Annotated in this window: 21 protein-coding genes and 1 pseudogene; 6 read left to right on the top strand and 16 right to left on the bottom strand. The window is 44.0% G+C overall.

All coding sequences use genetic code 11. The features are described 5' to 3' along the window. Positions 1-28 precede the first annotated feature (28 nt). Complete coding sequence (gene citR / locus NSQ16_RS05025) at positions 29-904, top strand: transcriptional regulator CitR (RefSeq protein ID WP_003233357.1); 876 nt, start codon at positions 29-31, stop codon at positions 902-904. A gap of 68 nt (positions 905-972) precedes the next feature. Here citR and lytE read toward each other — a convergent pair whose 3' ends face one another. Further along, positions 973-1,977: a peptidoglycan endopeptidase LytE gene (gene lytE, locus NSQ16_RS05020; RefSeq protein ID WP_003244816.1), complete on the bottom strand. Its 1,005-nt coding sequence runs from the start codon at positions 1,975-1,977 to the stop codon at positions 973-975. 527 nt (positions 1,978-2,504) lie between these two features. Here lytE and phoA point away from each other — a divergent pair. Continuing rightward, the gene (gene phoA / locus NSQ16_RS05015) at positions 2,505-3,890 is read left to right on the top strand and encodes an alkaline phosphatase PhoA (protein ID WP_230488419.1); all 1,386 of its coding nucleotides are present in this window, start codon (positions 2,505-2,507) and stop codon (positions 3,888-3,890) included. Positions 3,891-3,919: 29 nt separating this feature from the next. Here phoA and spoVR read toward each other — a convergent pair whose 3' ends face one another. Further along, positions 3,920-5,326, bottom strand: coding sequence for a stage V sporulation protein SpoVR (spoVR, locus tag NSQ16_RS05010; RefSeq protein WP_014479295.1), 1,407 nt, complete (start codon positions 5,324-5,326; stop codon positions 3,920-3,922). A gap of 30 nt (positions 5,327-5,356) precedes the next feature. Here spoVR and NSQ16_RS05005 point away from each other — a divergent pair. The 3 genes and pseudogenes from NSQ16_RS05005 to lytF all read left to right on the top strand — a co-directional run bounded on the left by NSQ16_RS05005 (position 5,357) and on the right by lytF (position 9,182). Further along, a pseudogene (locus NSQ16_RS05005) lies at positions 5,357-7,016 on the top strand (mechanosensitive ion channel). Positions 7,017-7,123: 107 nt separating this feature from the next. Then, the gene (gene nsrR, locus NSQ16_RS05000) at positions 7,124-7,564 is read left to right on the top strand and encodes a nitric oxide-sensing transcriptional repressor NsrR (protein ID WP_014479293.1); all 441 of its coding nucleotides are present in this window, start codon (positions 7,124-7,126) and stop codon (positions 7,562-7,564) included. 151 nt (positions 7,565-7,715) lie between these two features. Continuing rightward, positions 7,716-9,182 carry a peptidoglycan endopeptidase LytF gene (gene lytF / locus NSQ16_RS04995; protein WP_032721232.1) on the top strand — a complete coding sequence of 489 codons (1,467 nt, stop codon included), beginning with the start codon at positions 7,716-7,718 and terminating at the stop codon, positions 9,180-9,182. Positions 9,183-9,223: 41 nt separating this feature from the next. Here the strand turns inward: lytF and NSQ16_RS04990 are convergent, their stop codons facing one another. Then, positions 9,224-9,547, bottom strand: a complete 324-nt coding sequence (locus NSQ16_RS04990) for a YqzG/YhdC family protein (protein ID WP_003233371.1) — start codon at positions 9,545-9,547, stop codon at positions 9,224-9,226. A 200-nt stretch (positions 9,548-9,747) separates the two neighbouring features. Between NSQ16_RS04990 and NSQ16_RS04985 the strand changes: the two genes are divergently transcribed. After that, positions 9,748-9,990: a YhdB family protein gene (locus NSQ16_RS04985; protein WP_003233373.1), complete on the top strand. Its 243-nt coding sequence runs from the start codon at positions 9,748-9,750 to the stop codon at positions 9,988-9,990. Between the two features lie 14 nt (positions 9,991-10,004). Here the strand turns inward: NSQ16_RS04985 and yhdA are convergent, their stop codons facing one another. From yhdA to NSQ16_RS04920, 13 genes are all read right to left on the bottom strand, one after another. After that, entirely contained in the window at positions 10,005-10,529 is a 525-nt protein-coding gene (gene yhdA / locus NSQ16_RS04980; protein ID WP_230488418.1) for an FMN-dependent NADPH-azoreductase, read from the bottom strand. Continuing rightward, the gene (gene yhcZ / locus NSQ16_RS04975; protein ID WP_032721230.1) at positions 10,526-11,173 is read right to left on the bottom strand and encodes a two-component system response regulator YhcZ; all 648 of its coding nucleotides are present in this window, start codon (positions 11,171-11,173) and stop codon (positions 10,526-10,528) included. Before yhcZ ends, yhdA begins: the two co-directional genes overlap by 4 nt. After that, positions 11,170-12,309 (bottom strand): two-component system sensor histidine kinase YhcY, encoded by a 1,140-nt coding sequence (yhcY, locus tag NSQ16_RS04970; RefSeq protein ID WP_230488417.1) that lies wholly within the window; start codon positions 12,307-12,309, stop codon positions 11,170-11,172. The genes yhcZ and yhcY overlap by 4 nt, the downstream gene beginning before the upstream one ends. A 148-nt stretch (positions 12,310-12,457) precedes the next feature. Then, the gene (gene pgcA / locus NSQ16_RS04965) at positions 12,458-14,203 is read right to left on the bottom strand and encodes a phospho-sugar mutase (protein ID WP_230488416.1); all 1,746 of its coding nucleotides are present in this window, start codon (positions 14,201-14,203) and stop codon (positions 12,458-12,460) included. A gap of 131 nt (positions 14,204-14,334) precedes the next feature. After that, positions 14,335-16,002, bottom strand: coding sequence for a glycerol-3-phosphate dehydrogenase (gene glpD, locus NSQ16_RS04960; protein WP_230488415.1), 1,668 nt, complete (start codon positions 16,000-16,002; stop codon positions 14,335-14,337). A gap of 140 nt (positions 16,003-16,142) precedes the next feature. Continuing rightward, complete coding sequence (gene glpK / locus NSQ16_RS04955) at positions 16,143-17,633, bottom strand: glycerol kinase GlpK (protein ID WP_003233384.1); 1,491 nt, start codon at positions 17,631-17,633, stop codon at positions 16,143-16,145. Between the two features lie 18 nt (positions 17,634-17,651). Then, complete coding sequence (gene glpF / locus NSQ16_RS04950) at positions 17,652-18,476, bottom strand: glycerol uptake facilitator protein GlpF (protein WP_230488414.1); 825 nt, start codon at positions 18,474-18,476, stop codon at positions 17,652-17,654. Between the two features lie 178 nt (positions 18,477-18,654). Continuing rightward, entirely contained in the window at positions 18,655-19,233 is a 579-nt protein-coding gene (gene glpP / locus NSQ16_RS04945) for a glycerol uptake operon antiterminator GlpP (protein ID WP_227098306.1), read from the bottom strand. 27 nt (positions 19,234-19,260) lie between these two features. Further along, the gene (locus NSQ16_RS04940; protein ID WP_230488413.1) at positions 19,261-20,613 is read right to left on the bottom strand and encodes an aspartate aminotransferase family protein; all 1,353 of its coding nucleotides are present in this window, start codon (positions 20,611-20,613) and stop codon (positions 19,261-19,263) included. Positions 20,614-21,030: 417 nt separating this feature from the next. Continuing rightward, entirely contained in the window at positions 21,031-22,572 is a 1,542-nt protein-coding gene (locus NSQ16_RS04935; RefSeq protein WP_003245514.1) for a bifunctional GNAT family N-acetyltransferase/carbon-nitrogen hydrolase family protein, read from the bottom strand. A gap of 15 nt (positions 22,573-22,587) precedes the next feature. Further along, the gene (locus NSQ16_RS04930; RefSeq protein ID WP_032730435.1) at positions 22,588-23,250 is read right to left on the bottom strand and encodes an HAD family hydrolase; all 663 of its coding nucleotides are present in this window, start codon (positions 23,248-23,250) and stop codon (positions 22,588-22,590) included. A gap of 127 nt (positions 23,251-23,377) precedes the next feature. Next, a complete protein-coding gene (locus NSQ16_RS04925) occupies positions 23,378-23,800 on the bottom strand; it encodes a CBS domain-containing protein (RefSeq protein ID WP_230488412.1) in 423 nt (140 codons plus the stop codon). A 136-nt stretch (positions 23,801-23,936) separates the two neighbouring features. Beyond that, a complete protein-coding gene (locus NSQ16_RS04920; protein WP_003233401.1) occupies positions 23,937-24,332 on the bottom strand; it encodes a YhcU family protein in 396 nt (131 codons plus the stop codon). Between the last annotated feature and the right edge of the window lie 35 nt (positions 24,333-24,367).

Raw genomic sequence — 24,367 nt, 5'->3', positions numbered from 1 at the left:
AAAAATATTAATCAGAGGGAGAATAGAAATGGATTTCAAATGGCTTCACACCTTTGTGACCGCTGCAAAATATGAGAACTTCCGAAAAACGGCGGAAACACTTTTCTTATCTCAGCCCACTGTGACCGTACATATCAAGCAATTAGAAAAAGAAATCAGCTGCAAGCTGTTCGAGCGTAAAGGCAGGCAAATCCAGCTGACTGATGAAGGCAGGGCGTATTTGCCGTATGCGCTCAGGCTTCTTGATGATTATGAAAACAGCATGGCAGAGCTTCACAGAGTGAGACAAGGCTACTCTCAAACCTTACAGCTCGCGGTTTCTCCGCTTATTGCAGATACTGTGCTTCCTTCTGTCATGAAGCGGTACACAGCAATGAATACGGAAACAGAAATGGCGGTTACGATTTTCGAATCAGCGGAAATCGCGTCACTGATTAAAGCCGGGGAAGCAGATATCGGACTAAGCTGTTTAAAGGTACAGTCTTCTTCTTTAAGCTGCCACTGCTTATACAAAGACCCTGTCGTCCTTGTTGCCCCGCCCGATAAGCGTTTCATAGAAGACAACGAAATTGATGCCAAAGAGGTGCTCGAACAATACCTGCTTTTGACCCACAATCATCCTGATTACTGGGACGACTTGCTCCGTCAAGTCAGAATGACATTTCCATTTGTGAGAACAATGAAGGTCACTCAAACACATATAACGAAACGGTTTATCAAGGAAGGACTCGGAGTTTCATTTCTGCCTTTATCTACAGTAAAGCGTGAGTTAGCAGAGAAACAGATGATCAGAATTCCTTATCAGTCTGTACAGCTGCCCTATGCCGGCGCTTACGCGATTGCCCTTTATGAAAATAAGAAAGAAAAAAAATTCTTGGATTTTTTATCACATTTTCATTTTTAGGAGCAACCAAAACGCCTATGCTCCGTCTAATAAAAAAACCCGTTCCAATGAACGGGTTTTCTCTAAAATTAGAATCTTTTCGCACCGAGGTAACGAGGCTTCCAGTAGCTGTTGTTCAGGCTGCTGATTTGTACGCCGTCAGAACCTGCATGAATGAAACTGTTGTTTCCAATGTAAATCCCCATGTGAGAAGGGCCGGATTTATATGTTGTGAAGAAGACGAAATCACCAACAGACGGGCTGGCAATGCTCTTCATAGAACTCCAGTATCCTGCAGTGCTTGTTCTGCCCACACTCGTTTGTTTATTCAGTACGTACCAAATGAATCCGCTGCAGTCAAAGCCAGAAGTTGTCGTTCCGCCCCATTTATATGGCGTTCCGACTAACGCTTTTGCATCAGAAACCAGTTTGCTCACATTAAGTGATGTAGATGACGTTTTGCTGCTTGAAGATGATGAAGATGAAGCAGGTTTTGAGCTGCTTGTGCTTGTTCCTTTCACCTTCAATACTTGGTTGACATAGATTACATCTGATTTTAAGCCGTTTAAGCTTTTTAATTTGCTAACCGTAGTACCATATTTGCTCGCAATTTTAGAAAGGCTGTCTCCGCTCTTCACTTTATAAGTAGAAGTGGAAGACGATGACACTTTTGATGAGCTGGAGCTGCTTGAACTAGTTGAACCTTTCAGTTTCAGGACTTGTCCAACACGAAGCAAATCTGATTTTAAGCCATTCAGCTTCTTCAGTTCATTGATTGTCATGCCGTATTTTTTTGAAATTTTCCAAAGGCTGTCCCCGCTCTTTACTTTGTATGTAGAAGAAGAGGAAGAAGAACTGCTGCTTTTTGAACTTGTAGATTTGCCGTTAATCGATAAAGTTTGTCCCACATAAATAATGTCTGAACGAAGGTGGTTCTCTGATTTAATTTTACTGATCGTTGTGTCGTATTTTCTTGAAAGATCCCATAACGTGTCGCCTTTTTTCACCTTAATGCTTTGTGCAGATGCCGCTCCTGCAAATAACGTCGATCCTAAAACAACTGCTGTCGTAGCTGTAATGATTTGCTTTTTCATATTTTCCTCCCCAAATGTTAACTCTCTATATATGTATCTCTTTTTTAATTAATCTTATTGATTTCTATTATAAGGATAGATTCCCATCAGAAATAGTCTTGACTTCATGTGACAAATTTCTTAATTATTCGTTCTAAAAAAAAGTTTTTAAGGGTATTAAATATTTCATTTTCGTTGCAAAGGTGACAAAAAACGAGTGCTTTTGTCATGTTTTATGGGATGTTTTTCAACATAAAGGAAATAAATGAAAAACTTTCGGGGTCGGCTCACATATCGGAAAAATGAGTGATAAAGAATATTCGAGGAGAGCTGCGGTTATCCGCAGTTTTTTTATTTAAACAAACATATCATGCAAAGACAGAGAGGTAAAGATTTTTCTGAAAAATGAATGCTTTACATCAAATAAGGCAAGATAACGAAAAGCGTTTTTTCATTTCCTTACAAGGCTTTACTTATTGTTTACATGATCAACAGCCGCATTTAACAAAATTTTCCTAACATGATAAACGGAATACATTAAAGGAGGCATGAAAAAAATGAATTTGTTTCAAAATATGAAATCAAAATTTCTGCCAATCGCCGCTGTTTCTGTCCTTACAGCTGGAATCTTTGCCGGAGCTGAGCTGCAGCAAACAGAAAAGGCCAGCGCCAAAAAACAAGACAAAGCTGAGATCAGAAATGTCATTGTGATGATAGGCGACGGCATGGGGACGCCTTACATAAGAGCCTACCGTTCCATGAAAAATAACGGTGACACACCGAATAACCCGAAGTTAACAGAATTTGACCGGAACCTGACAGGCATGATGATGACGCATCCGGATGACCCTGACTATAATATTACAGATTCAGCAGCAGCCGGAACAGCATTAGCGACAGGCGTTAAGACATATAACAATGCAATTGGCGTCGATAAAAACGGAAAAAAAGTGAAATCTGTACTTGAAGAGGCCAAACAGCAAGGCAAGTCAACAGGGCTTGTCGCCACGTCTGAAATTAACCACGCCACTCCAGCCGCATATGGCGCCCACAATGAATCACGGAAAAACATGGACCAAATCGCCAACAGCTATATGGATGACAAAATAAAAGGCAAACATAAAATAGACGTGCTGCTCGGCGGCGGAAAATCTTATTTTAACCGCAAGGACAGAAACTTGACAAAGGAATTCAAACAAGCCGGCTACAGCTATGTGACAACTAAACAAGCATTGAAGAAAAATAAAGATCAGCAGGTGCTCGGGCTTTTCGCAGATAAAGGGCTTGCTAAAGCGCTCGACCGTGACAGCAAAACACCGTCTCTCAAAGACATGACGGTTTCAGCAATTGATCGCCTGAACCAAAATAAAAAAGGATTTTTCTTGATGGTCGAAGGGAGCCAGATTGACTGGGCGGCCCATGACAATGATACAGTAGGAGCCATGAGCGAGGTTAAAGATTTTGAACAGGCCTATAAAGCCGCGATTGAATTTGCGAAAAAAGACAAACATACACTTGTGATTGCAACTGCTGACCATACAACCGGCGGCTTTACCATTGGCGCAAACGGGGAAAAAAATTGGCACGCAGAACCGATTCTCTCCGCTAAGAAAACACCTGAATTCATGGCCAAAAAAATCAGTGAAGGCAAGCCGGTTAAAGATGTGCTCGCCCGCTATGGCAATCTGAAAGTCACATCTGAAGAAATCAAAAGCGTTGAAGCAGCTGCACAGGCTGACAAAAGCAAAGGGGCCTACAAAGCCATCATCAAGATTTTTAATACTCGCTCCAACAGCGGATGGACGAGTACCGATCATACCGGCGAAGAAGTACCGGTATACGCGTACGGCCCCGGAAAAGAAAAATTCCGCGGATTGATTAACAATACGGACCAGGCAAACATCATATTTAAGATTTTAAAAACTGGAAAATAAAAAGGATGCAGAACGCTGCATCCTCTTTTTTATAAATATCTGCGGTGAACACCTTTTCCGTCGTAGGAAAACATGACTTCCTTATCCTCAAGCACAGACTCAATGTGCACGCTTCTTCCCCAAAGCTGGAATAAATAAGGGAGCACTTTCTCCAAATATTTCAAATCTAACTCTATTCCTTCATACCAATGCTTAATATAGAGCTCGTTATTTTTCATATAATCGCCGTCGTTTACTGTCAAATATGGAAAACCGCCATTTACCCGCATGCTTACGAGCTGGTCGCGCACCGACTTCCACTGTTTATCGATGATTTTATAATCTCGGCCCTGTTTTTGAAACAAATAAAGATCCTCGCGCATGACTAATTCTTTGGTTAAATAATTGCGGATGAAAGAGATATCGGATTCAATCTCCCTGACCTCAAACATTTTCTCCCGGCCGGAGTCAGGCTGCACGCCCATTTTCTTCATTTCCTCCGTCGGGTTGTTGTACCTCTCCTCAATGTCTTCAAATATTTTTAGCCCTAAATAATAAGGATTAATGCCTGTTTTGGACGGCTGAACGACACCTGCATTCAGCTTGGCGAACTCGATCGCTTCATCAGAGGTTAAATCAAGCTCACGTATAATTCGCTGGTGCCAATAGGAAGCCCAGCCCTCATTCATAATCTTGGTTTCCAGCTGAGGCCAGAAATAAAGCATTTCCTCTCTCATCATCGTTAATATATCACGCTGCCATGGCTCCAGCTCCCGGGAATGCTCCTCGATAAAAAGCAGGATATCTTTTTCAGGCCGCGGCGGGAACGGTTTTTTCGATTTTTTCACTTGTTTTTTCGGTTTCTTTTCATCCAATGACCATAGATCATCGTAAGGCGTGGCTGCCTCTTCAATCTCCTCTTCCTCATCATCCACACTCCATTGGAGCTTTGGTCGGACCAACGACGGATCGATATGCTCCTGAATCGAAAGGATTGCATCTAAAAAAGATTCGACTTCTTTTATCCCGTGAACCTGTTCATAGTGTTTTATCCGTTCAGCTGTTGCCGCCATGCTTTCCACCATATCGCGCTTCGTGTTTTGGAAACGGCAGTTGTTTTTGAAGAAATCGCAATGAGCAAGAACGTGTGCGACAATCAATTTATTTTGGATCAGTGAGTTGCTGTCCAGCAAAAAAGCGTAGCATGGATCTGAGTTAATGACCAGTTCATAGATCTTACTTAACCCTAGATCATAGTGCAGCTTCATCTTGTGAAACTGCTTGCCGAAGCTCCAGTGGCTGAATCTTGTCGGCATCCCGTACGCGCCAAATGTATAAATAATTTCAGCCGGGCAGATTTCATATCTCATCGGGTAGAAATCAAGGCCGAATCCTTTTGCAATTTCGGTAATTTCCTCAATTGCCCGCTGTAATCCCTTCTTCTCCTCCGCGTTCAACCGAATCCCCCCTACTTGGACTTATCTATAATGTATGAGCCCGCCAGACAAAAGATGATAGTCTCACTCGGGCAAGAAAAAATTCCCCCCGGCACATTCATCTGTTTGCTTATTGGATAAGTGGGTAAACACACACCATACTACGAAAAAGGAGCGATACCAATTGAATGTAGCAGACGTGTTTTCTTCTTATCTCAGTAAGCTGCCAAACGTAATCATTGCTTTACTCGTCTTATTAATCGGCTGGGCTATTGCTAAAATCATTGAAAAAGCGGTATACAAAGGACTCAGCAAAACAAAAATCGACGACAAGCTCTTTGCTGGGAAAAAGCCTTCACGCTATTCCTCGGAAAAAGTCATAAGCAAGGTCGTTTATTTTATCGCACTGATCATCGTCTTTATTTTATTCTTTAACATTTTGCACCTGACAACAGTGGCATCGCCGTTTGTCAGTATGCTTTCGGCGATTGCAGCCGCGATCCCAAGCGTGCTGAAAGCTGGACTCATTCTGCTGTTAGGATGGGCTGCAGCCTCTGTTTTAAGCTTCCTTGTCAAAAAAATCGGGATGAAGCTGAACACGAGTGACAAACTGCGCAAGTGGAATTTGGTGTCTGAAGGAAAAGATATTCACCAGGCTGTCAATACCGCTTCACAAATTGTCTTTTATCTCGTGCTGCTTGTTTTTCTGCCAGGGGTCTTATCTTCTTTGAAAATCAGCGGCATTTCAGGTCCTTTTACAAATATGATGGAAAGCGTGCTCGCTTTTCTGCCGAAATTATTTGCAGCGGCGCTTATCGTATTAATCGGCTGGCTTGTTGCCCGCCTTGTCCGTGATATCATTACGAATTTCCTTGCAAGCATCGGCACGGAAAGATTCGCGGCACGTATGGGTTTATCAATTTACTTAAAAGACACAAGCCTTTCAGCAGTCATTGGAACAATCGCTTATGTGCTGATTATGATTCCGGTTGTCATTTCAGCGCTTGATCAGCTGGATGTCGCCGGCATTTCAAAACCGGCTGTCTCTATGCTGAATACGATTTTAAACATGCTTCCGAACATCATGATTGCCATCGTGCTTGTTTTAGCGGGTATCTGGACAGGAAAATGGGTGAAATCCATGGTGTCCGGACTGCTCCATCGCGCAGGCTTTGATTCTGTCTTAAGGAAAATGGGCATGGAAGCCGGAACGCCTGCAAAGCTGTCCTTGTCTCAAGTTGTCGGTATGATTGCGCAAATCATTGTCATTCTGCTCTTTACAGCTGAGGCGCTTCAAATTGTTCGGCTGCACTTCCTCGTAGAAATTGCCACTGGCATCATCGCGTATCTGCCGAATGTCCTTGTCGCAGTATTCATTCTCGGACTCGGCCTTTACGCAGGAGAATTGGTGAGAAAAGTGCTCTCAAGCATGATAAAAGGCCAGGAATTCAAGTCTTTAGCGCCTATTGCTAAATATACGATTATCGCACTTGCTTTCTTTATGGCCCTGGATCAGCTTGGTGTCGCTGCGACAATCGTCAATTCCGCGTTTATCATCGTTCTTAGCGGCTTCGCACTCGCTTTCGGTTTATCCTTCGGCCTTGGCGGTAAGGATTTTGCATCACGTTATCTGTCTACATTTGAACGCAAAATGCAAAACACAGAAATCGAAAAAAACCGAAAAAACCAAAATCCACCGAATGACATGTAAGCAAAAAACATGCACCCAGCTGGGTGCATGTTTTTTTAATTCCTTTTTTTTCATTTTTCAATCGATTATGATAAGATATAGAAAATGTCTTATTCTGAGGTCTTATTATGAAGTTAACCAATTATACAGATTATTCATTAAGAGTGTTGATTTTTCTGGCTGCAGAGCGTCCCGGAGAACTTTCAAATATAAAACAGATTGCCGAAACGTATTCTATTTCAAAAAATCATCTCATGAAAGTCATATACAGGCTCGGCCAGCTCGGCTACGTAGAAACGATACGCGGACGGGGCGGCGGCATACGATTAGGCATGGAACCTGAAGACATCAACATCGGTGAGGTTGTCAGAAAAACGGAGGACGATTTTAATATTGTTGAATGTTTTGATGCGAACAAGAATCTCTGTGTTATTTCCCCGGTTTGCGGCTTAAAACATGTGCTGAATGAAGCGCTTTTAGCCTACCTCGCAGTTTTAGACAAATATACACTGCGCGACCTCGTCAAAAACAAAGAAGATATCATGAAGCTTTTAAAAATGAAGGAATAGATCAAGATTCCTTCTTTTTTATGCCCTTTTTCCCCCTTATTGTTAAGATAATTTGGCTATTTTTATAAAAAGGCAAAACGATGAGACAAATGTGCCGATATAAAAAAGAAACAGCAAATGCAAAATCATTGGGGGAAAAAGGAGAGCTAAGATGAAAAAGAAATTAGCAGCAGGGCTGACAGCATCTGCGATTGTCGGCACAACTTTAGTAGTGACACCAGCTGAAGCAGCAACGATTAAGGTAAAAAGCGGAGATTCTTTATGGAAACTGGCCCAAACCTATAACACAAGTGTGGCGGCCCTCACATCCGCCAATCATCTTTCGACTACTGTTCTGTCGATCGGCCAGACGCTTACTATTCCAGGCAGCAAATCCAGCACTTCTTCATCTACTTCAAGCTCAACAACCAAGAAGAGCGGAAGTTCTGTTTACACAGTGAAAAGCGGAGATTCACTTTGGCTGATCGCAAATGAGTTTAAAATGACCGTGCAGGAACTGAAAAAATTAAACGGACTAAGCAGCGATTTAATTCGTGCTGGGCAGAAATTAAAGGTGTCCGGTACAGTTTCTTCAAGCTCTAGTTCCAGTAAAAAAAGCAACTCTAATAAGAGTTCAAGCTCCAGTTCAAAAAGCAGTTCTAATAAGAGTTCAAGTTCCTCATCTTCTACGGGAACATATAAGGTGCAGCTTGGAGATTCACTCTGGAAAATTGCAAACAAAGTCAATATGTCCATCGCTGAATTGAAGGTCTTGAACAACTTAAAATCAGACACCATTTACGTGAATCAGGTGTTGAAAACAAAATCAAGCGGCTCTGATACGTCTTCTAAAGACAATTCATCCAAATCGAACCAAACTTCAGCAACAACTAAATATACCGTTAAAAGCGGTGATTCACTTTGGAAAATCGCAAACAACTATAACCTGACTGTACAGCAAATCCGAAATATCAACAATCTGAAATCAGATGTGCTGTACGTTGGACAAGTATTGAAGCTGACAGGTAAAGCATCTTCAGGCTCTTCATCATCGTCGTCTTCTTCGTCAAATGCAAGCTCCGGCACGACGACTACATACACGGTGAAAAGCGGTGATTCCTTATGGGTAATTGCTCAAAAATTTAATGTAACAGCTCAGCAGATTCGTGAGAAAAACAATTTAAAAACGGATGTCTTGCAGGTTGGCCAAAAGCTGGTCATTTCCGGAAAAGCTTCATCATCGTCTTCATCCGGTTCTTCAAACACCACCAGCTCAACGAGTGCGAAGATTAACACAATGATTTCGGCCGCTAAAGCGCAGCTTGGGGTTCCGTATCGCTGGGGGGGCACGACACCGTCCGGGTTTGACTGCAGCGGATTCATTTACTATGTACTGAACAAAGTCACATCCGTATCTAGATTAACGGCAGCGGGATATTGGAACACAATGAAATCAGTTAGCCAGCCTGCTGTCGGAGATTTTGTTTTCTTTACAACATATAAAGCCGGCCCTTCCCACGTCGGAATTTACCTAGGCAACGGGGAATTCATAAATGCCAACGATTCCGGAGTTGTCATTTCCAATATGAACAACTCTTACTGGAAACAGCGCTATCTCGGTGCAAAACGATATTTCTAAAAATAGAAACTGTGCGGCCTTAACGGCTGTACAGTTTTTTATTAGAGCCTAAAGACGTTGATGCTGATCATATGATTTGTCACCGGATGAAAATAGACTTCGGCCCGAACAGAAAAAGTGTCATCTTTCTGTCTGACTGTCACCCGAAAGACATCTTTCGTCTGCTGATCATTCACCTCTGTACGCCCCATATAAGCATAATCAGAAAATGAAGCGCCCTTATATTCATCCTGAATTTTGCTCCAGGCAAGCTGTTCCCACTTTTGAACGGACTCGTCTGTGTCCGTTGAATGACCTTTTGCAGCCATTGACACGATAATCAATCCGCAAAAAAGAAGCGCGATGGTATACGGCAGGGATTTCATTTTTTCAGTCTCCTGTACCCAGAATATATTCCCTCATAGGTTTACCAAAAGCGATATCTTCATTCAGGCATTTTGATTTTATGTCTCCCTCATATTGCTACCCCTTTACTGACGCAGACGGCAAGTTTTGCCCCGTCAATAACAGAGGATGCGGCATAAACTAATCATGAACTTCTCACCCAAGAAAGGAGAAGCGATTCATGGATTATGCCGATTACGATAAAGCGCTTTATTACACCCATCGTTCTCAATGGGATAATTTATTAATTTTAATGGTGCGTACAGAGGACGATTTGTTATCAAAACGAATTGAGCATTTTCTGCATGCGTATCATTTTGAACAGGATTACGCCGTTTTAGAAAAGATGCTGTATTCCCTTCTCCGATATATTGATCATGCCACAGAGCTGACTTATGAAGATCAAATAGCCCTTCTCACATAAACAAATCCCGGCGTTTAGACGCCGGGATTTCCTGCTTTTGCGAACATGCTGAGTTCTTCAACAAGCTCTTTTAAGCTTTCCTTAATGTTTTCAGCCACTGTAGCATTTTCAACATCAATATGCACCGGATCAAGCACCAGCTGCTTCGGAATGACATTGGCGTAGACACCCCGCATCACAGTTCTCATATTGTTCAGCGCATTGATGCCGCCTTTTCCGCCTCCCGCTACTGCCAATAATGCAACGGGCTTATATTTGAATTGTTCGCTGCTTAGAAAATCCAAGGCATTTTTTAAAGCGCCGCTCATGCCGCTGTGATATTCAGGCGATAATAATACAATCGCATCCGCTTTCGTAACGCGTTGCTTAAGCTCCTGTACCTTCAACAGTTCAGATTGATCCGCTTCACCGTTAAAAACCGGCAATACAAACTCGCTTAGATCAATCAAATCCATGTGATACAGAGCTGCAATATAGGATGCTGCAATTCTTGTTCTGCCATGTTTTCTAGGCGTGCCATTTATGACTAACATGTTCATTTTGAGATCTCTCCATTCAGGTTATATTTCACTGCGAAAAGCGCTGCTTGCGTGCGATCGGCCACTTCAAGTTTTGCTAAAAGATTCGATACATGGGTTTTTACTGTTTTTTCTGAAATAAACAAGGCTGCTGCGATTTCTTTATTGCTTTTCCCGTTCGCTATTTCAGTCAGAACGTCTTTTTCCCTTCTTGTTAATTGATAGTATTTTTCTTTTTCCGGGTCGTGCTGATTTTTCATATGTGTTAGCAAATGGGGCATAATAGCTGTAGAAAGCTTGTATTCGCCACCATGCACTTGTCTTAGTGTTTTCACCAATTCCTCGGGCTCCGTATCCTTTAATTGATACGCCTTCGCGCCTGCCTGAAGCGCGGGGATGACGTGCTCCTGATCAGAGTAGCTCGTCAGCACAATGATATTCGTCTCCGGAAATTGCTGTATTGCTTTTTTAATGGCTTGAATGCCGTCCATTTCGGGCATAGACAGATCCATTAGCACAAGATCCGGCTTTGTCTCTTCGATGACACGGAGAGCTTCTATTCCGGTTGCAGCTTCTCCGACGACTTCAATATCATCCTGGGTGGCAAAGAAAAAACGCAGACCCTTTCTGACAACATGATGATCATCAGCAATGACAATTTTCATACCGCCCCTCCTTTTCGGCTTGTTAGCGGAAGCCTGATGGACAGCTTTGTTCCTGTTCCAAGCGCTGACTCAATCCAAAACTTAGCTCCGGCTTTTTCCGCTCGCTCTTTCATACCCTTGATGCCAAGTGAAGGCAGATCGGCATGCGCTTCATAGCGAAATCCCGCCCCATGATCGATGATATCCAGCTCCGCATGGCACAAAGAAGCAGTCAGACTAACATATGCCGTATCCGTTCCGGCATGCTTTTTGCAGTTATTTAAAGCTTCCTGTACGACACGCCATAGCATATGCTCCTGCTCATCAGTCAGAACAGGACAGCCTTTTTGTGTAAAAATGATCTTCAATCCAATGAGCGCACCATAGCTTTTAATGGCTTCAGCCAGCCCTTTTTCCAATCCTCCGGGGCGAAGCTGCCAAATTAACGCTTTCATTTCTGCGAGCGCGTCCTGTGATAGGTTTTGAATGAAATCAATCATCTGCTGTAAATTTTCATCTTTTGTTAGTGTCTTCGCAGCTTTGGCAGTTAAACTGACGGAAAACAGCATTTGATTGACTGAATCGTGAAGCTCCTGAGCGAGGCGGTTACGCTCCATTAAAAGAGCATTTTTTTGTTGATATTCAGAAAGCCTCATACGCTGGATTGCCGTTCCGATCTGAAAGGCGACAGACTCGAGTAAATGCAGCTCTTCCTCATCAAACATGGTTTTTCCGGCCGCCGCTACATTTAACAATCCGAATCTTCTGTCCCCGTCTTCTAAAGGCACAGTTGCATGATGCGTAATCCCTTCTGTGTCAAAACAATGCAGGTTATCTGCTGATTCGATGCGTTTGCAGTTCATGATATTTGCAGCCTTTCTAAGCCCTCCGTTATTGAATTTCGTCAGGCAGTAACACTCCCCTTCGCACATCAGCACTTTTTCCTTGCGGCTTAAAGCCGGGGGCAGATAAGCGTCGGCCGCTAACGTATAAGACCCATCTTCTTCGATCAGAAAAATCCATCCGGATTGAAGGTTTGTCAGACTCAGCAACTCTTTTAAAACCTCATCCAGTGTTGCATTGATATCGTGCCCTTGATTTAAGGTTTCCGCAATCGTTTTAAGCGTTTTTAATTTTTCCATCCTCGTTTTGCTCACGTTTCTCACTCCGGCATTGATCTTGTATTTAAGATTATACCAGTTTTTTGTATTTCATTACTTCACTGATGGGATGATTTTCTTTCAGACTTTTGAATGAGAAAAAGAAAAAGCCGGATCATTTACAATGACCCAGCTAATACTTGAATTATTTTGCCGTCGACTCAACAATTTCATCCACCGTCTTCATTACATCTTCAGAAAGGACGGCAAGTCGCTTTTCACTGTCTTCCAAAGATGACCCTTTTACGGCGAAATAAAATTTAACCTTCGGCTCAGTTCCAGAAGGACGAAGACAGAACCAAGACCCGTCTTCCAGGAAGTATTTCAGTACATTTGATTTTGGCAAGTCGATAGCTTCTTCTTTGTTTTCAGTCAGAAGCGTCAGTTTGCTTACAGCGTAATCTTCTGCTGTGACAACCTGTTTGCCTGCCATTTTCTGCGGCGGATTTTGTCTGAAGGAAGCAAGAATCGCTTCAATTTGCTCTGCTCCTTGTTTTCCTTTCAGCGTCAGTGATTTCAGCCCTTCACGATAAAAACCATACTCGTTAAAGAGATTGATGAGCGCCTCATACAATGACATTCCCTGTTTTTTATAGAACGCGCAAACTTCAACTGCCAAAAGCGCAGCCTGAATGGCGTCCTTATCGCGGGCAAAATCCCCGATTAAATAACCGTAGCTCTCTTCATAACCGAATTGGAAGGTATACTGGCCTGATGCCTCGTATTCCTTGATCTTTTCACCGATAAACTTAAAGCCTGTCAGCGTATCAATCGTATCAAGGCCGAATGAAGAAGCTACAGCACGGCCGATTTCGCTTGTGACGATCGTTTTGAGAACAACACCATTATCAGGCAGGATGCCTTGTTTTTTCTTTTCAGAAAGCAGGTAATGAAGCAGCAGCGCTCCGGTTTGGTTTCCTGTCAGCACTGTATATTTGCCTTGATCGTTTTTCACCGCGATGCCGAGGCGGTCAGCATCAGGATCTGTCGCGATGAGAATATCTGCATTCTGCTCCTCCCCAAGCTTAATGGCATATTCGAATGCCGCATGCTCTTCCGGGTTCGGCGATGTAACAGTGGAGAAGTTTGAATCCGGCAGTTCCTGTTCTTTGACAACCGTTACATTTTTGTAGCCGAGTGCTTCAAGACCGCGTCTGACCGGTTTATTTGCAGTTCCATGCAGCGGTGTGAAAACAACCTTTACATCTACTTCTTCCGATAATTCAGGATGTACAGAAATGGACGTCAGTTTTTCTGTATAAACTTTATCAATATCTTCACCGATGATTTTGATTAAGCCTTTTTCTTTTAACTTATTTTCTTCGTCCACTGTGATCGTCAGCTCATTTTCAATCGCGTTTACCTGCTCAATGACGATGTCCGCTTCCTTTGGAGGCAGCTGGCCGCCATCATCCCCGTATACTTTGTAGCCGTTATATTCAGGCGGGTTATGGCTTGCCGTTACCACAATTCCACCATAAGCGTTCAGCTGTCTGACAGCGAATGACAGCTCTGGCGTCGGGCGAAGCTCATCAAACACGTATGTTTGGATGCCTTGTGTTGCAAGTGTTTTTGCCGCTTCCATCGCGAACTCCGGAGATTTATGGCGGGAATCATAAGCAATGACAACGCCCCGTTTTTTCGCTTCCTCACCTTGCTTCGAGATGTATGCCGCAAACCCGGCCGATGCTTTGCGCACAGTGTAAATATTCATCCGATTTGTCCCGGCGCCGATTTCCCCGCGCATTCCGCCGGTACCGAATTCAAGGTCTTTATAGAAACAGTCCTCAAGGGCCTGTTCATCTCCCTCTAATTCAATAAGGCGCTCTTTTAATTCCGGATCTAAATGGTCTGTCTGTTTCCAGCGTTCATAGCTCTTTCTCCAAGTCATATTCGTCCTCCTATGTATCAGCTTATGCCATTATTTTATATGAAGCGGGTGCCTCTGTCACTTGATAACCTGAGATCTTGCCCTTTCGGCACGTAAAAAGAAATAACGGGCTGCAGACAGCCCGTTATGATTTATTGCTCAAGCGGTACGACCGCATCGTGTAAAAGCTTGTTGAGGTTTTCTGTATGTTTGTTTTTCGCCTGCTCATCCCATTGGAATCGCTCGCTCATAAAATCAATAACGGCATCTTTATATGTTCTTACCCAATTGATATCAAAAAATAAACGTCCCGTTCTGCGGACAAAGAAGTCAGCAGGGGTTGCAGTCATCTCTTCTTCTATACTGTATTCTGCCTCAGCAAGAATATGAACCGGAATGTTGCGTTTCGCGGCCTCATCTTTCAGCGCTTCTACCCGGTCAAAGACGCGATCTACGTTAGAGCCGTATCTGATCGCAAGCTGTTTTGCGTCTTTTTCTGATAAACCGGCTGCAATTCCTTCTTTTGTTTTCACGGTAACGAAGGACATAAGATTTTTCGAACCGCCGACGTGCCCGCCAGAGATTGGCATGTTTTTCGTTTTACATGGTCCAAAATCCTTTTCGCCCTCTTCTTTTAAGCGATCACGGACAAGATCAACGATGTGCTCCGCCATTTTTCTGTATCCAGTCAGTTTTCCGCCAGCAATGGTGATCAGGCCTGAGTCAGATGTCCAAATCTCGTCTTTCCGTGAAATTTCAGAAGGATCTTTGCCTTCTTCATGAATCAGCGGACGCAGCCCCGCCCAGCTGGATTCGATGTCATTCGCAGTGATATTCAGTTCCGGGAACATGTAATTGATTGATTTGATGACATAATCACGATCCTCCGTTGTCATCCGCGGATGCTCCAGCGCCTCTTTGTAAACAGTGTCTGTTGTTCCCACGTATGTTTTGCCTTCACGAGGAATCGCAAATACCATCCGGCCATCAGGTGTATCGAAATATACAGCCTGTTTCAGCGGAAAGACAGACTGGTCAAATACAAGGTGAATGCCTTTTGTATGCTGCAAATGCTTTCCGTTTTTCGAATGGTCTTTTTCTCTGAGCTGATCGACCCAAGGGCCTGTAGCATTGACAATTTTTTTCGCATACACTTTATATTCTTTCTTTGTCAGCACATCTTCAATTAATACGCCGACGGCTTTGCCTTTTTCGTAAAGAAGCTCCTTCACTTTGGAGTAATTCACAGGCTCTGCCCCGAATTTCACCGCTTCCTTCATGACTTCGATGGTCAGTCTCGCATCGTCAGTGCGGTATTCCACATAGTACCCGCCGCCTTTTAAGCCGTCTTTTTTTACCAAAGGCTCTTTTTGCAGCGTTTCTTTTGCTGAAAGCATGCTTCTTCGTTCTGACTTTTTCACACCTGCAAGGAAGTCATAAACCCTTAACCCGATAGATGTTGTAAATGAACCAAATGTGCCGCCTTTATGAAATGGAAGCAGCATCCATTCCGGTGTAGTGACATGCGGGCCGTTTTCATACACAATCGCCCGCTCTTTTCCTACCTCAGCGACCATTTTCACTTCAAATTGTTTTAAATAGCGCAAGCCGCCATGTACCAGCTTCGTTGATCGGCTTGATGTTCCTGCCGCAAAGTCCTGCATTTCGCTTAGTGCGACCTTCATTCCCCTTGATGCCGCGTCAAGAGCTGTTCCGGCTCCTGTAATTCCTCCTCCGATAATAAATAGGTCATATGTTTTTTTCGTCATGTCTGTCAGCATGCGATCTCTTTCAAGACTTGAAAATTGATGTTTCATCATTACGTTTCCTCCTTGTTGTCACGGTAAATAGAAAAAGAGACCACAACAGCCAAAGTGCATGCTTACACTTTGGTGCTGTGGTCTCTCCTCATCTCAGGACCGTTCTTATTAACTTGTAACCATTATACCATAGTATTACTTTATTTGAAAGCCATAGCTGCTTTCACGGCTTTTTGCCAGCCTTTATACAGCTCATTTCGTTTTTCTTCTTCTAATTCAGGCTCAAACCGTTTATCCAGATTCCACTGGTTCGCGATTTCAGAACGGTCCTTCCAGAATCCCACAGCGATACCCGCCAAATAAGCCGCGCCAAGTGCAGTCGTTTCATTAATTTCCGGGCGCTCCACAGGAACATTCAGCAGGTCTCCTTGGAACTGCATTAGGAAATTGTTTTTCACAGCTCCTCCGTCTACACGAAGCGTCTTTAATGAAATGTTTGAATCTGCTTCCATTGCGTCAAGCACATCTTTTGTCTGATAAGCCAATGACTCCAGTGTCGCACGGATAAAGTGCTCTTTTGTTGTCCCTCTTGTCAGGCCGAAAACCGAACCGCGCACATCGCTGTCCCAGTAAGGCGTTCCCAGTCCGACAAATGCTGGAACAACATACACGCCGTCAGTTGAATCCACTTTTTCTGCATAAGATTCGCTTAGCGATGAATCCTGGAACATTCTCAAACCGTCTCTAAGCCACTGGATGGCAGAGCCTGCGACAAAAATGCTTCCTTCTAACGCATAGTTCACTTTTCCGTCAATGCCCCAAGCGATTGTTGTCAAAAGCCCATGTTCGGACTTAATTGCTTTTTCCCCGGTATTCATCAACATGAAACATCCTGTGCCGTAAGTGTTTTTCCCCATGCCTTCTTCAAAGCATGCCTGGCCGAACAATGCGGACTGCTGGTCGCCTGCCGCTCCAGCAATCGGGATATTTTTTCCGAAGAAGTGATAATCAACAGTCTCCGCATACACATGAGAGGACGGCTTCACTTCAGGGAGCATGGATTTCGGTACGCCTAGAATGTCGAGCAGTTCATCGTCCCATTTTAAATCGTAAATATTAAACATCAGTGTTCTTGAGGCATTGGAGTAATCGGTCACATGCGCTTTTCCGCCTGACATTTTCCAAATGAGCCACGTATCAATCGTTCCAAACAGCAGCTCGCCTTTTTCCGCTTTTTCTCTCGCGCCTTCCACATTGTCTAAAATCCACTTCACCTTCGTGCCGGAGAAGTATGGATCGATTAAAAGCCCAGTTTTTTCTCTGAATTTATCATTATATCCTTTTTCACGAAGTTCCTCACAAATGCCGGACGTCTGTCTGGACTGCCAAACGATTGCATTATAGACAGGACTTCCTGTATCTTTATCCCACACAACCGTCGTCTCGCGCTGGTTCGTGATGCCGATGCCGGCAATTTGAGAAGCGCTGATTCCTGATTCAGAGATGACTGAGGCGATAACCGCGAGGACAGAGCCCCAAATTTCATTGGCATTATGCTCAACCCAGCCAGGATGCGGGAAGTATTGTGTAAATTCCTTTTGAGCAGAGTGGACAATTTTGCCTTCTTTATTAAACAGAATCGCTCTTGAACTTGTCGTCCCCTGATCTAAGGATAAAATGTACGTTTCCATAAGATGTCTCCCCTTTGATTAAATATATTTAGAATTTGATAATGTTTTAGCAGAATGTGCTTTCGTATAAACATAGAGTCCTAACAATACCACAACCAATATAACGCTTACAATCCAGAAGCTGCTTGTGATGTGCCCTTTAAATGCAGCGTTGTAAAATACGCCGCCGAATGATCCGCCTAAAATCGGGCCGACTACCGGAACCCATGCGTATTTCCAGTTTGATGAGCCCTTCCCCGGAATCGGAAGAAAAGCGTGGGCTATCCGCGGACCTAAGTCACGTGCAGGATTGATAGCATAGCCGGTGGTGCCTCCCAGAGAAATACCGATTGCTACAATGAGGAAACCGACGATTAAAGGATTAAGTCCTTCTGTAAATTGATTTGCCCCAATGGCCAAGATTCCAAGTACAAGGACAAATGTCCCAATCACTTCGCTTAAAACGTTTGCAAATGTATGCGGAATGCTGGGCCCTGTTGAGAAAACACCCAGCTTGGCAGCGGGATCATCCGTTGACTTCCAGTGCGGGAGGTAATGCAGATAGATAATCACCGCACCGATGATCGCTCCGATCATTTGCGCCGCAATATAAACCGGAACCTCTTTCCAAGGAAAATCTCCTACAAATGCAAGCGCTATCGTTAGCGCCGGATTCAAATGGGCACCGCTGATGCCGCCAACCGCGTATGCCGCCATGGCAACACCCAATCCCCATCCAAATACAACAACAATCCAGCCAGACTGGAATGAAAGCGATTTCTTTAAATTGACACCTGCACAAACACCTGCACCAAAAATGATAAGCAGCATCGTACCGATGACTTCTCCCCAAAATGCTGTCATAGCACATTCCTCCTAAAGTCACGATTAAAAAGCATGATAGAGAAGAAGAGTATAAAAAAACCACAACAAACCGCTTTACGGGTGCATGAACATTTGCCGTAAAGAGCTGCTGTGGTCTCCGAGTTCTCCATCACAATGTATTAACCTAGTGCAATTGTATCAGTGCATGAAAGCGGTGTCAATCATTTTCCGTCAAAAAGTTTTCATATTTTTTCCACAATTTGGTATTAGATGTTGTGACAGCTACAGCCCCCGCTTTCAATGCCTGCTCTACATCCTCTTCCGTACGGATGAAACCCCCGGCAAAGATGGGAATCCCTGTTTTCTCTTTTATTTCCTGAATGAGTGTCGGAACGATGCCGGGAAGCACTTCGATGAAGTCAGGCTTATGCTTGCCGATAAACTCCATGCTCTTCTCCATCGCGCTTGTATCAAGCAAAAACAGGCGCTGAATGGCATAAATTTTCTTCTGCTTCGCTTTGGCAATCACGTTCGATCTTGTGGAAATAATCCCAGCGGGCTTGATATCCTGACATATAAATTCCGCACCGTATTCGTCATGCTTAATCCCTTGAATGAGATCGACGTGCACCATCATGTTCTTTCCGTGCTTTTGCGCTTCTTTGATCACGCCCTTCAGCTGGCCGAGATGAATATCAAGAATAACACCGTAAGAGAACGAACTGTTCAAAAACTCATCAAATTGCTTCATATTGCGAATAGCCGGTAAGATCGGCTGGTTGTGAAAACTCATCATGTGCTCCTTTAATAAATCACTTTTATATTATATCGTTTGAAAGCTTTCTTTCACCGTTTTCACGATAAAGGAAAGGTCCTCTTCTGTCAGGCAAAATGGCGGCGCAAGCTGGATGACATTGTTGTAGCCGGCGACTGTATCGCCGTTTTTGCCGATGATCAGCCCTTTTTCTTTGCACGCCGCAACCACTTGGTTTACTTTGGCGGCATCAGCCGGCTCTTTAGTCAATTTATCTTTGACGAGTTCGATTCCAATCAGCAGCCCTTTTCCTCTAACATCTCCGACTGCCTGATGTTCTCTCAGAGGTTGAAGCTCACCTAAAAGCTTTGCTCCAAGATCGCGGGATCGCTGAATCAGCTGTTCGTCCTCCATAATTTGCAGGTTTTTCAACGCCAAGGCACAGGCAGCCGGGCTTCCGCCGAACGTGTTCACGTGGCGGAAACGGTCATAAGGAGCTTCCCCCTGATACGCTTCGAAAATGTCCCGTTTCACAGCAGTCGCTGACAATGGCAGATACGCGCTTGTGATTCCCTTTGCCATCGTAATGATATCAGGCTTCACACCGTAGTGCATAAACCCGAACGGCTCACCTGTCCGTCCAAACCCGCAGATCACTTCATCGCAAATCAAAAGGGCTCCGTGGCGCCGGCAAATGTCCTCCACCTTTTTCATATATCCGTCCGGCGGCATTAATATGCCTCCGCCTGTAATGATGGGCTCCATAATGACCCCGGCAATCGTTTCGCTTAATTCCCATGTCATGATGCGGTCGATTTCATTTGCGCTTTCAAGCGTGTCTGCATCATCAGGATTCCGGTATATATCTGGCGGAGCTGCATGCAGGAACCCTTGGCTCAAAGGCTCGTATTTATATTTCCGCTGCGCCTGTCCGGTAGCTGAGAGCGCTCCCAATGTATTGCCGTGGTATGCCCGATATCTTGAGATGAATTTATAACGGCTGTGGTCGCCGTTTTGCAGATGGTACTGGCGGGCAATTTTAAAAGCAGTTTCGTTTGCTTCCGATCCGCTGTTGGAAAAAAAGATAACATAATCGCCGCCAAGCCATTCATTCAGCTTTTCCGCCAGTTGAATTGCGGGTGCGTGACTTTGCGTTAACGGGTAGTAAGGCAGCTCCTTTAGTTGCTCATAGGCAGCCTCCGCAAGCTCCTTTCTGCCGTAACCAATGTTGACGCACCACAAACCGGACATCGCATCCAAATAGCGGCGTCCGTCTATGTCGGTTACCCAGGCCCCCTCGGCCTTCTGGGCTATCAGGCTGTCCGCCTGATGCGCTCCCTTCATGGCATGCCACACGAATTGCTCATCTTTTTGCTTTAATCCCTGATTTTGCTGAATGTTTTCCATCCCCATCATCTCCATTTCATTAGCGTTCCCTATAATGCCAATTCAATTGAAACAGACCTTCTCTTTATGTGATGTCTTGGTGATGATTCCCCTGCCTTCAATATAAAGCCAGACCAGGTCAGAGTCAATAAACCGCGTAAATAATAAAACATCCCCTTTCTCAAGAAGAAAGAGGATGCAGCTTCCAAAGCAAAACAGGCAAAGTGACAATGCTCAGCATCGTACTGATAAAGGTCGCACTCGAAACAACTTGGACAGCCATTGCAATAGCAATGGAAGCCTAGCCGATTTCTGTATGATATAGGAAATGGCGAAAATACAGAAACTCCATAAGGCTCCTCCACTATACAATTTACTTTTTTTAAAGAAAGCACCTAAACAATTCCGCTTTTGTTTTAAAAAACCCGCCAATTCAGGCGGGTTTTTTGGGAATTATTTTTTATATTGAATATGATAAATATCACGCCGTCTGTCTTTTAGCTGGCGCACTGTACCGTTTTGGCGCTGTCTTCTGAGAATTTCCAGGTCAACATCGCCGATGACGACCATTTCAATATTCGGGTTTGTTTCGCCAACAATGCCGTCTCGGGCGAATTCAAAATCAGACGGGGCAAAGATGCCTGACTGGGCGTATTGGATATCCATGTTTTCCGTTTGCGGAAGGTTTCCAACCGTTCCCGAGATAACCGTATAAATTTGATTTTCAACCGCTCTTGCCTGCGAACAGTATCTGACACGCAGATAGCCTTGACGGTCTTCTGTACAAAATGGCGTAAAGATGATTTTGGCTCCTTTATCAGCCGCAATCCGGGCAAGCTCAGGAAATTCAATGTCATAACAGATCTGGATCGCGATTTTTCCGCAGTCCGTATCAAACACGCGAACCTGGTCACCTGCGCTGATCCCCCACCATTTGCGTTCATTCGGCGTAATATGGAGTTTGTATTGCTTTTCGATTGTTCCGTCCCGTCTGAACAGGTAAGCGATATTATAGATCTTGCCTTCCTCTTCGACGAAATGAGATCCGCCGATAATGTTGACGTTATACTTCACAGCCAAGTCAGTAAACAGGCTGATGTAATCTTCTGTATACTCGGTAATTCTCTGCACCGCCAAGCTCGGTGACCGTTCCTCAAGGAAGGACATCAGCTGGGTTGTGAAAATTTCCGGGAACACCGCAAAATCAGATCTTGCGTCGGAAGCAACATCGACATAGTATTCTACTTGATTCGCAAATTCCTCAAAGGAATAAATTTTCTTCATTTCGTATTGAATCACACAAATTCTAACAGGGAACGCCGATTTATAATAGCGTTTTGTCTGCTGCGGTAGATAATCCACATTATTCCATTCCATCAGCGTCGCATACTTGATCGAAGCTGTATCATCCGGGAGATAGTTCGGGTTAATTCGCATAAGGGTAAAGCCGTTCATCAGCTGAAAAGAAAGAACCGGATCGTAAATTTGGTGGCGTGTCACCTGTTCAACATACTCTCTCGCTGTCATTTCCTCTGCATATTTGTGATAGTTTGGAATCCGTCCGCCTATGATGATGCTTTTCAGGTTTAAGCGTCTGGCTAAGTCCTTTCTCGCCTCGTACAAACGGTGGCCGATCTTCATTCGTCTGTATTTCGGGTGCACCATGACTTCAATTCCGTACATATTCAAGCCGTCAGGATTATGGTTGGTGATATAACCGTCATCTGTAATGTCCTGCCACGTATGGCGGTCATCATATTCATCAAAGTTAATCAGGAGACTTGAGCACGAACCGATAATTTCACCCTCGAATTCTGCACAAAACTGTCCTTCTGGAAAATGCTCCAAATGGCTGATTAAATGCTCCCGCTTCCAAGGCTCCATTCCTGGAAAGCAGTCCTTTTGAAGATCGATAATCTTGTCGATGTCTTTCTCTTCGATATTGCGGATAACCATTTTCTTTTCAAAACGGGTCAAATCTAATTTCTCAGACAACCTACTCGCTCCTTTCTAGTTTTGTGAGTTCAGATGATCAAGCAATAGGGCGAGCTCCATTTCCGCCATTGATTCAAGCCTGTGATCATAGTCTTCAAACATCAAGGTGCCCGTTACTTTATTCGGGACAATGACACACTTCATTCCTGCGCGTTTCGCAGCAATCGAACCATTGACAGAATCCTCAAACGCGAGACATTCCGCTGGCGATACCCCCAGGTTCTTTGCCGCCAATAAATAGAGCTCAGGATTCGGCTTCACCTCTTCCACATCATCAGCCGTTTGAATAACTTCAAAATCATCAAACAGGCCGATTTGCTTCAAATGGCCGGACACCCATTTATAATCAGAGCTGGAAGCAAGGCCTATTTTTAAGCCTAAATCCTTTGCCGCATTCAAATACGCTTCGACACCAGGTCTCGCTTTTTCTGATTCCATGCGTTTAGCAAACCGCTCTCTTCTCAATTGTGTGAGCTCTTCATGGTTCAGCTTTTTCCCGATCTGCTCTTCTAAATAGTCAAAAGGCCGGAAACCCGCAGCAGTTCCGATGACCTTTCCCCAGACAGATAGCGGCAGCACTGAGCCGTGCTCTTCAAATATTTCCTGAAGAACCTCATATTCGTGTGTTTCTGTATCTAGAATAAGCCCGTCAAAATCAAAAATTAACGCTTTAATCACTGGATACAACTCCTTTAGTACAAATTGAGACATATGTATACACTCAACTATACCCCGAAACAAGTCTGCTTTCAAAAAGTAAGGTTTTATGTGAAGAAAGAGCCTGCACACTGCAAGCTCTTTCTTATTAATGAATGTTTTGGTGAGAAATGTTTGTCAGCGCTAATCCCGCAGACTCGTTCGACATCTGATTGACTGCCAGGTCTCCAAGCGCAACGATCCCGACTAGATTGTTTTGATCTACAATAGGAAGGCGGCGGATTTGGTGCTGGGCCATCAGCTGCGACGCGTCTTCCAGACTCATATTAGGGTTTCCTGATACGAGTTCTGTTGACATCACTTCTGAAACGGGTGTCTGGCCATCACGGCCCTGAGCTGTAGTTCTTAATGCAATGTCACGGTCAGTCAGCATTCCTTTTAAAACACCTTGGTCTACAACGGGGATCGCCCCGACGTTATGCTGTTTCATTAGAGAAGCCGCTTCCTGAATCGTTTGATTCGGAGAAACGGTTGCCACCTGCGTTGTCATTGTATCTTTAACTGAACTCATTGTCAGCACCCCTTTCAATCATTAGTATGTTCAGACACGAGCCGTTTAAAAAGGGAGTTAGAGGAAAGGTTTTATGATATGATTTCTCTGATACAAAAAGAGCTTTTCTAAAAATAGAAAAGCCCTTGCCGCATGATTATATCAGCCTTCTTTGACCGAAAAAGGCTTTGTTAGTCTTCTTTTGAAAGTCAGAAAAAGCAAACGGAAAATAAATCCCAAAATCATTCAGCATCTTGCTGTTTTTTTCAAAAATCGCCTGATCACTCAAATCAGAGTGCGGCGAAGGCTTGGTCAGGATAATATGTATCATTTGCAGACAAGCCATAATTTGAAATGCTTCTTTTAATGTTCCTTGGTAATAATGGTTATTTAAAGACAGAACGCCTTTCTTTTTAAAGCGCTGAATGTCCAGTTCGGAGAAATAAAGAGGAAATACATCATGGATCAGCTCCATAGACAGCTCCTTGATAAAGCTCTCCTGTTCTGCAGTTGCTGCGTTCACAATTCTCACGTCAATCACCTTTCTTGCCATCGAATATCCTAAGTCTTACTCAAGAATAGCACAGA

The organism is Bacillus sp. PS108, from assembly GCF_037963335.1.
GTDB classification, from domain to species: domain Bacteria; phylum Bacillota; class Bacilli; order Bacillales; family Bacillaceae; genus Bacillus; species Bacillus subtilis.
The sequence above is the reverse complement of the archived record's forward strand: the minus strand, read 5'-3'. Positions and strand labels throughout refer to the sequence as shown.

Excerpts from the sequence above, each read along its gene's own strand:
- citR (WP_003233357.1), top strand. The coding sequence starts at position 29 with ATGGATTTCAAATGGCTTCACACCTTTGTGACCGCTGCAAAATATGAG.
- lytE (WP_003244816.1), bottom strand. The coding sequence starts at position 1,977 with ATGAAAAAGCAAATCATTACAGCTACGACAGCAGTTGTTTTAGGATCG.
- phoA (WP_230488419.1), top strand. The coding sequence starts at position 2,505 with ATGAAAAAAATGAATTTGTTTCAAAATATGAAATCAAAATTTCTGCCA.
- nsrR (WP_014479293.1), top strand. The coding sequence starts at position 7,124 with ATGAAGTTAACCAATTATACAGATTATTCATTAAGAGTGTTGATTTTT.
- lytF (WP_032721232.1), top strand. The coding sequence starts at position 7,716 with ATGAAAAAGAAATTAGCAGCAGGGCTGACAGCATCTGCGATTGTCGGC.
- NSQ16_RS04990 (WP_003233371.1), bottom strand. The coding sequence starts at position 9,547 with ATGAAATCCCTGCCGTATACCATCGCGCTTCTTTTTTGCGGATTGATT.
- NSQ16_RS04985 (WP_003233373.1), top strand. The coding sequence starts at position 9,748 with ATGGATTATGCCGATTACGATAAAGCGCTTTATTACACCCATCGTTCT.
- yhdA (WP_230488418.1), bottom strand. The coding sequence starts at position 10,529 with ATGAACATGTTAGTCATAAATGGCACGCCTAGAAAACATGGCAGAACA.
- yhcZ (WP_032721230.1), bottom strand. The coding sequence starts at position 11,173 with ATGAAAATTGTCATTGCTGATGATCATCATGTTGTCAGAAAGGGTCTG.
- pgcA (WP_230488416.1), bottom strand. The coding sequence starts at position 14,203 with ATGACTTGGAGAAAGAGCTATGAACGCTGGAAACAGACAGACCATTTA.
- glpD (WP_230488415.1), bottom strand. The coding sequence starts at position 16,002 with ATGATGAAACATCAATTTTCAAGTCTTGAAAGAGATCGCATGCTGACA.
- glpK (WP_003233384.1), bottom strand. The coding sequence starts at position 17,633 with ATGGAAACGTACATTTTATCCTTAGATCAGGGGACGACAAGTTCAAGA.
- glpF (WP_230488414.1), bottom strand. The coding sequence starts at position 18,476 with ATGACAGCATTTTGGGGAGAAGTCATCGGTACGATGCTGCTTATCATT.
- glpP (WP_227098306.1), bottom strand. The coding sequence starts at position 19,233 with ATGATGAGTTTTCACAACCAGCCGATCTTACCGGCTATTCGCAATATG.
- NSQ16_RS04940 (WP_230488413.1), bottom strand. The coding sequence starts at position 20,613 with ATGGAGATGATGGGGATGGAAAACATTCAGCAAAATCAGGGATTAAAG.
- NSQ16_RS04925 (WP_230488412.1), bottom strand. The coding sequence starts at position 23,800 with ATGAGTTCAGTTAAAGATACAATGACAACGCAGGTGGCAACCGTTTCT.
- NSQ16_RS04920 (WP_003233401.1), bottom strand. The coding sequence starts at position 24,332 with ATGGCAAGAAAGGTGATTGACGTGAGAATTGTGAACGCAGCAACTGCA.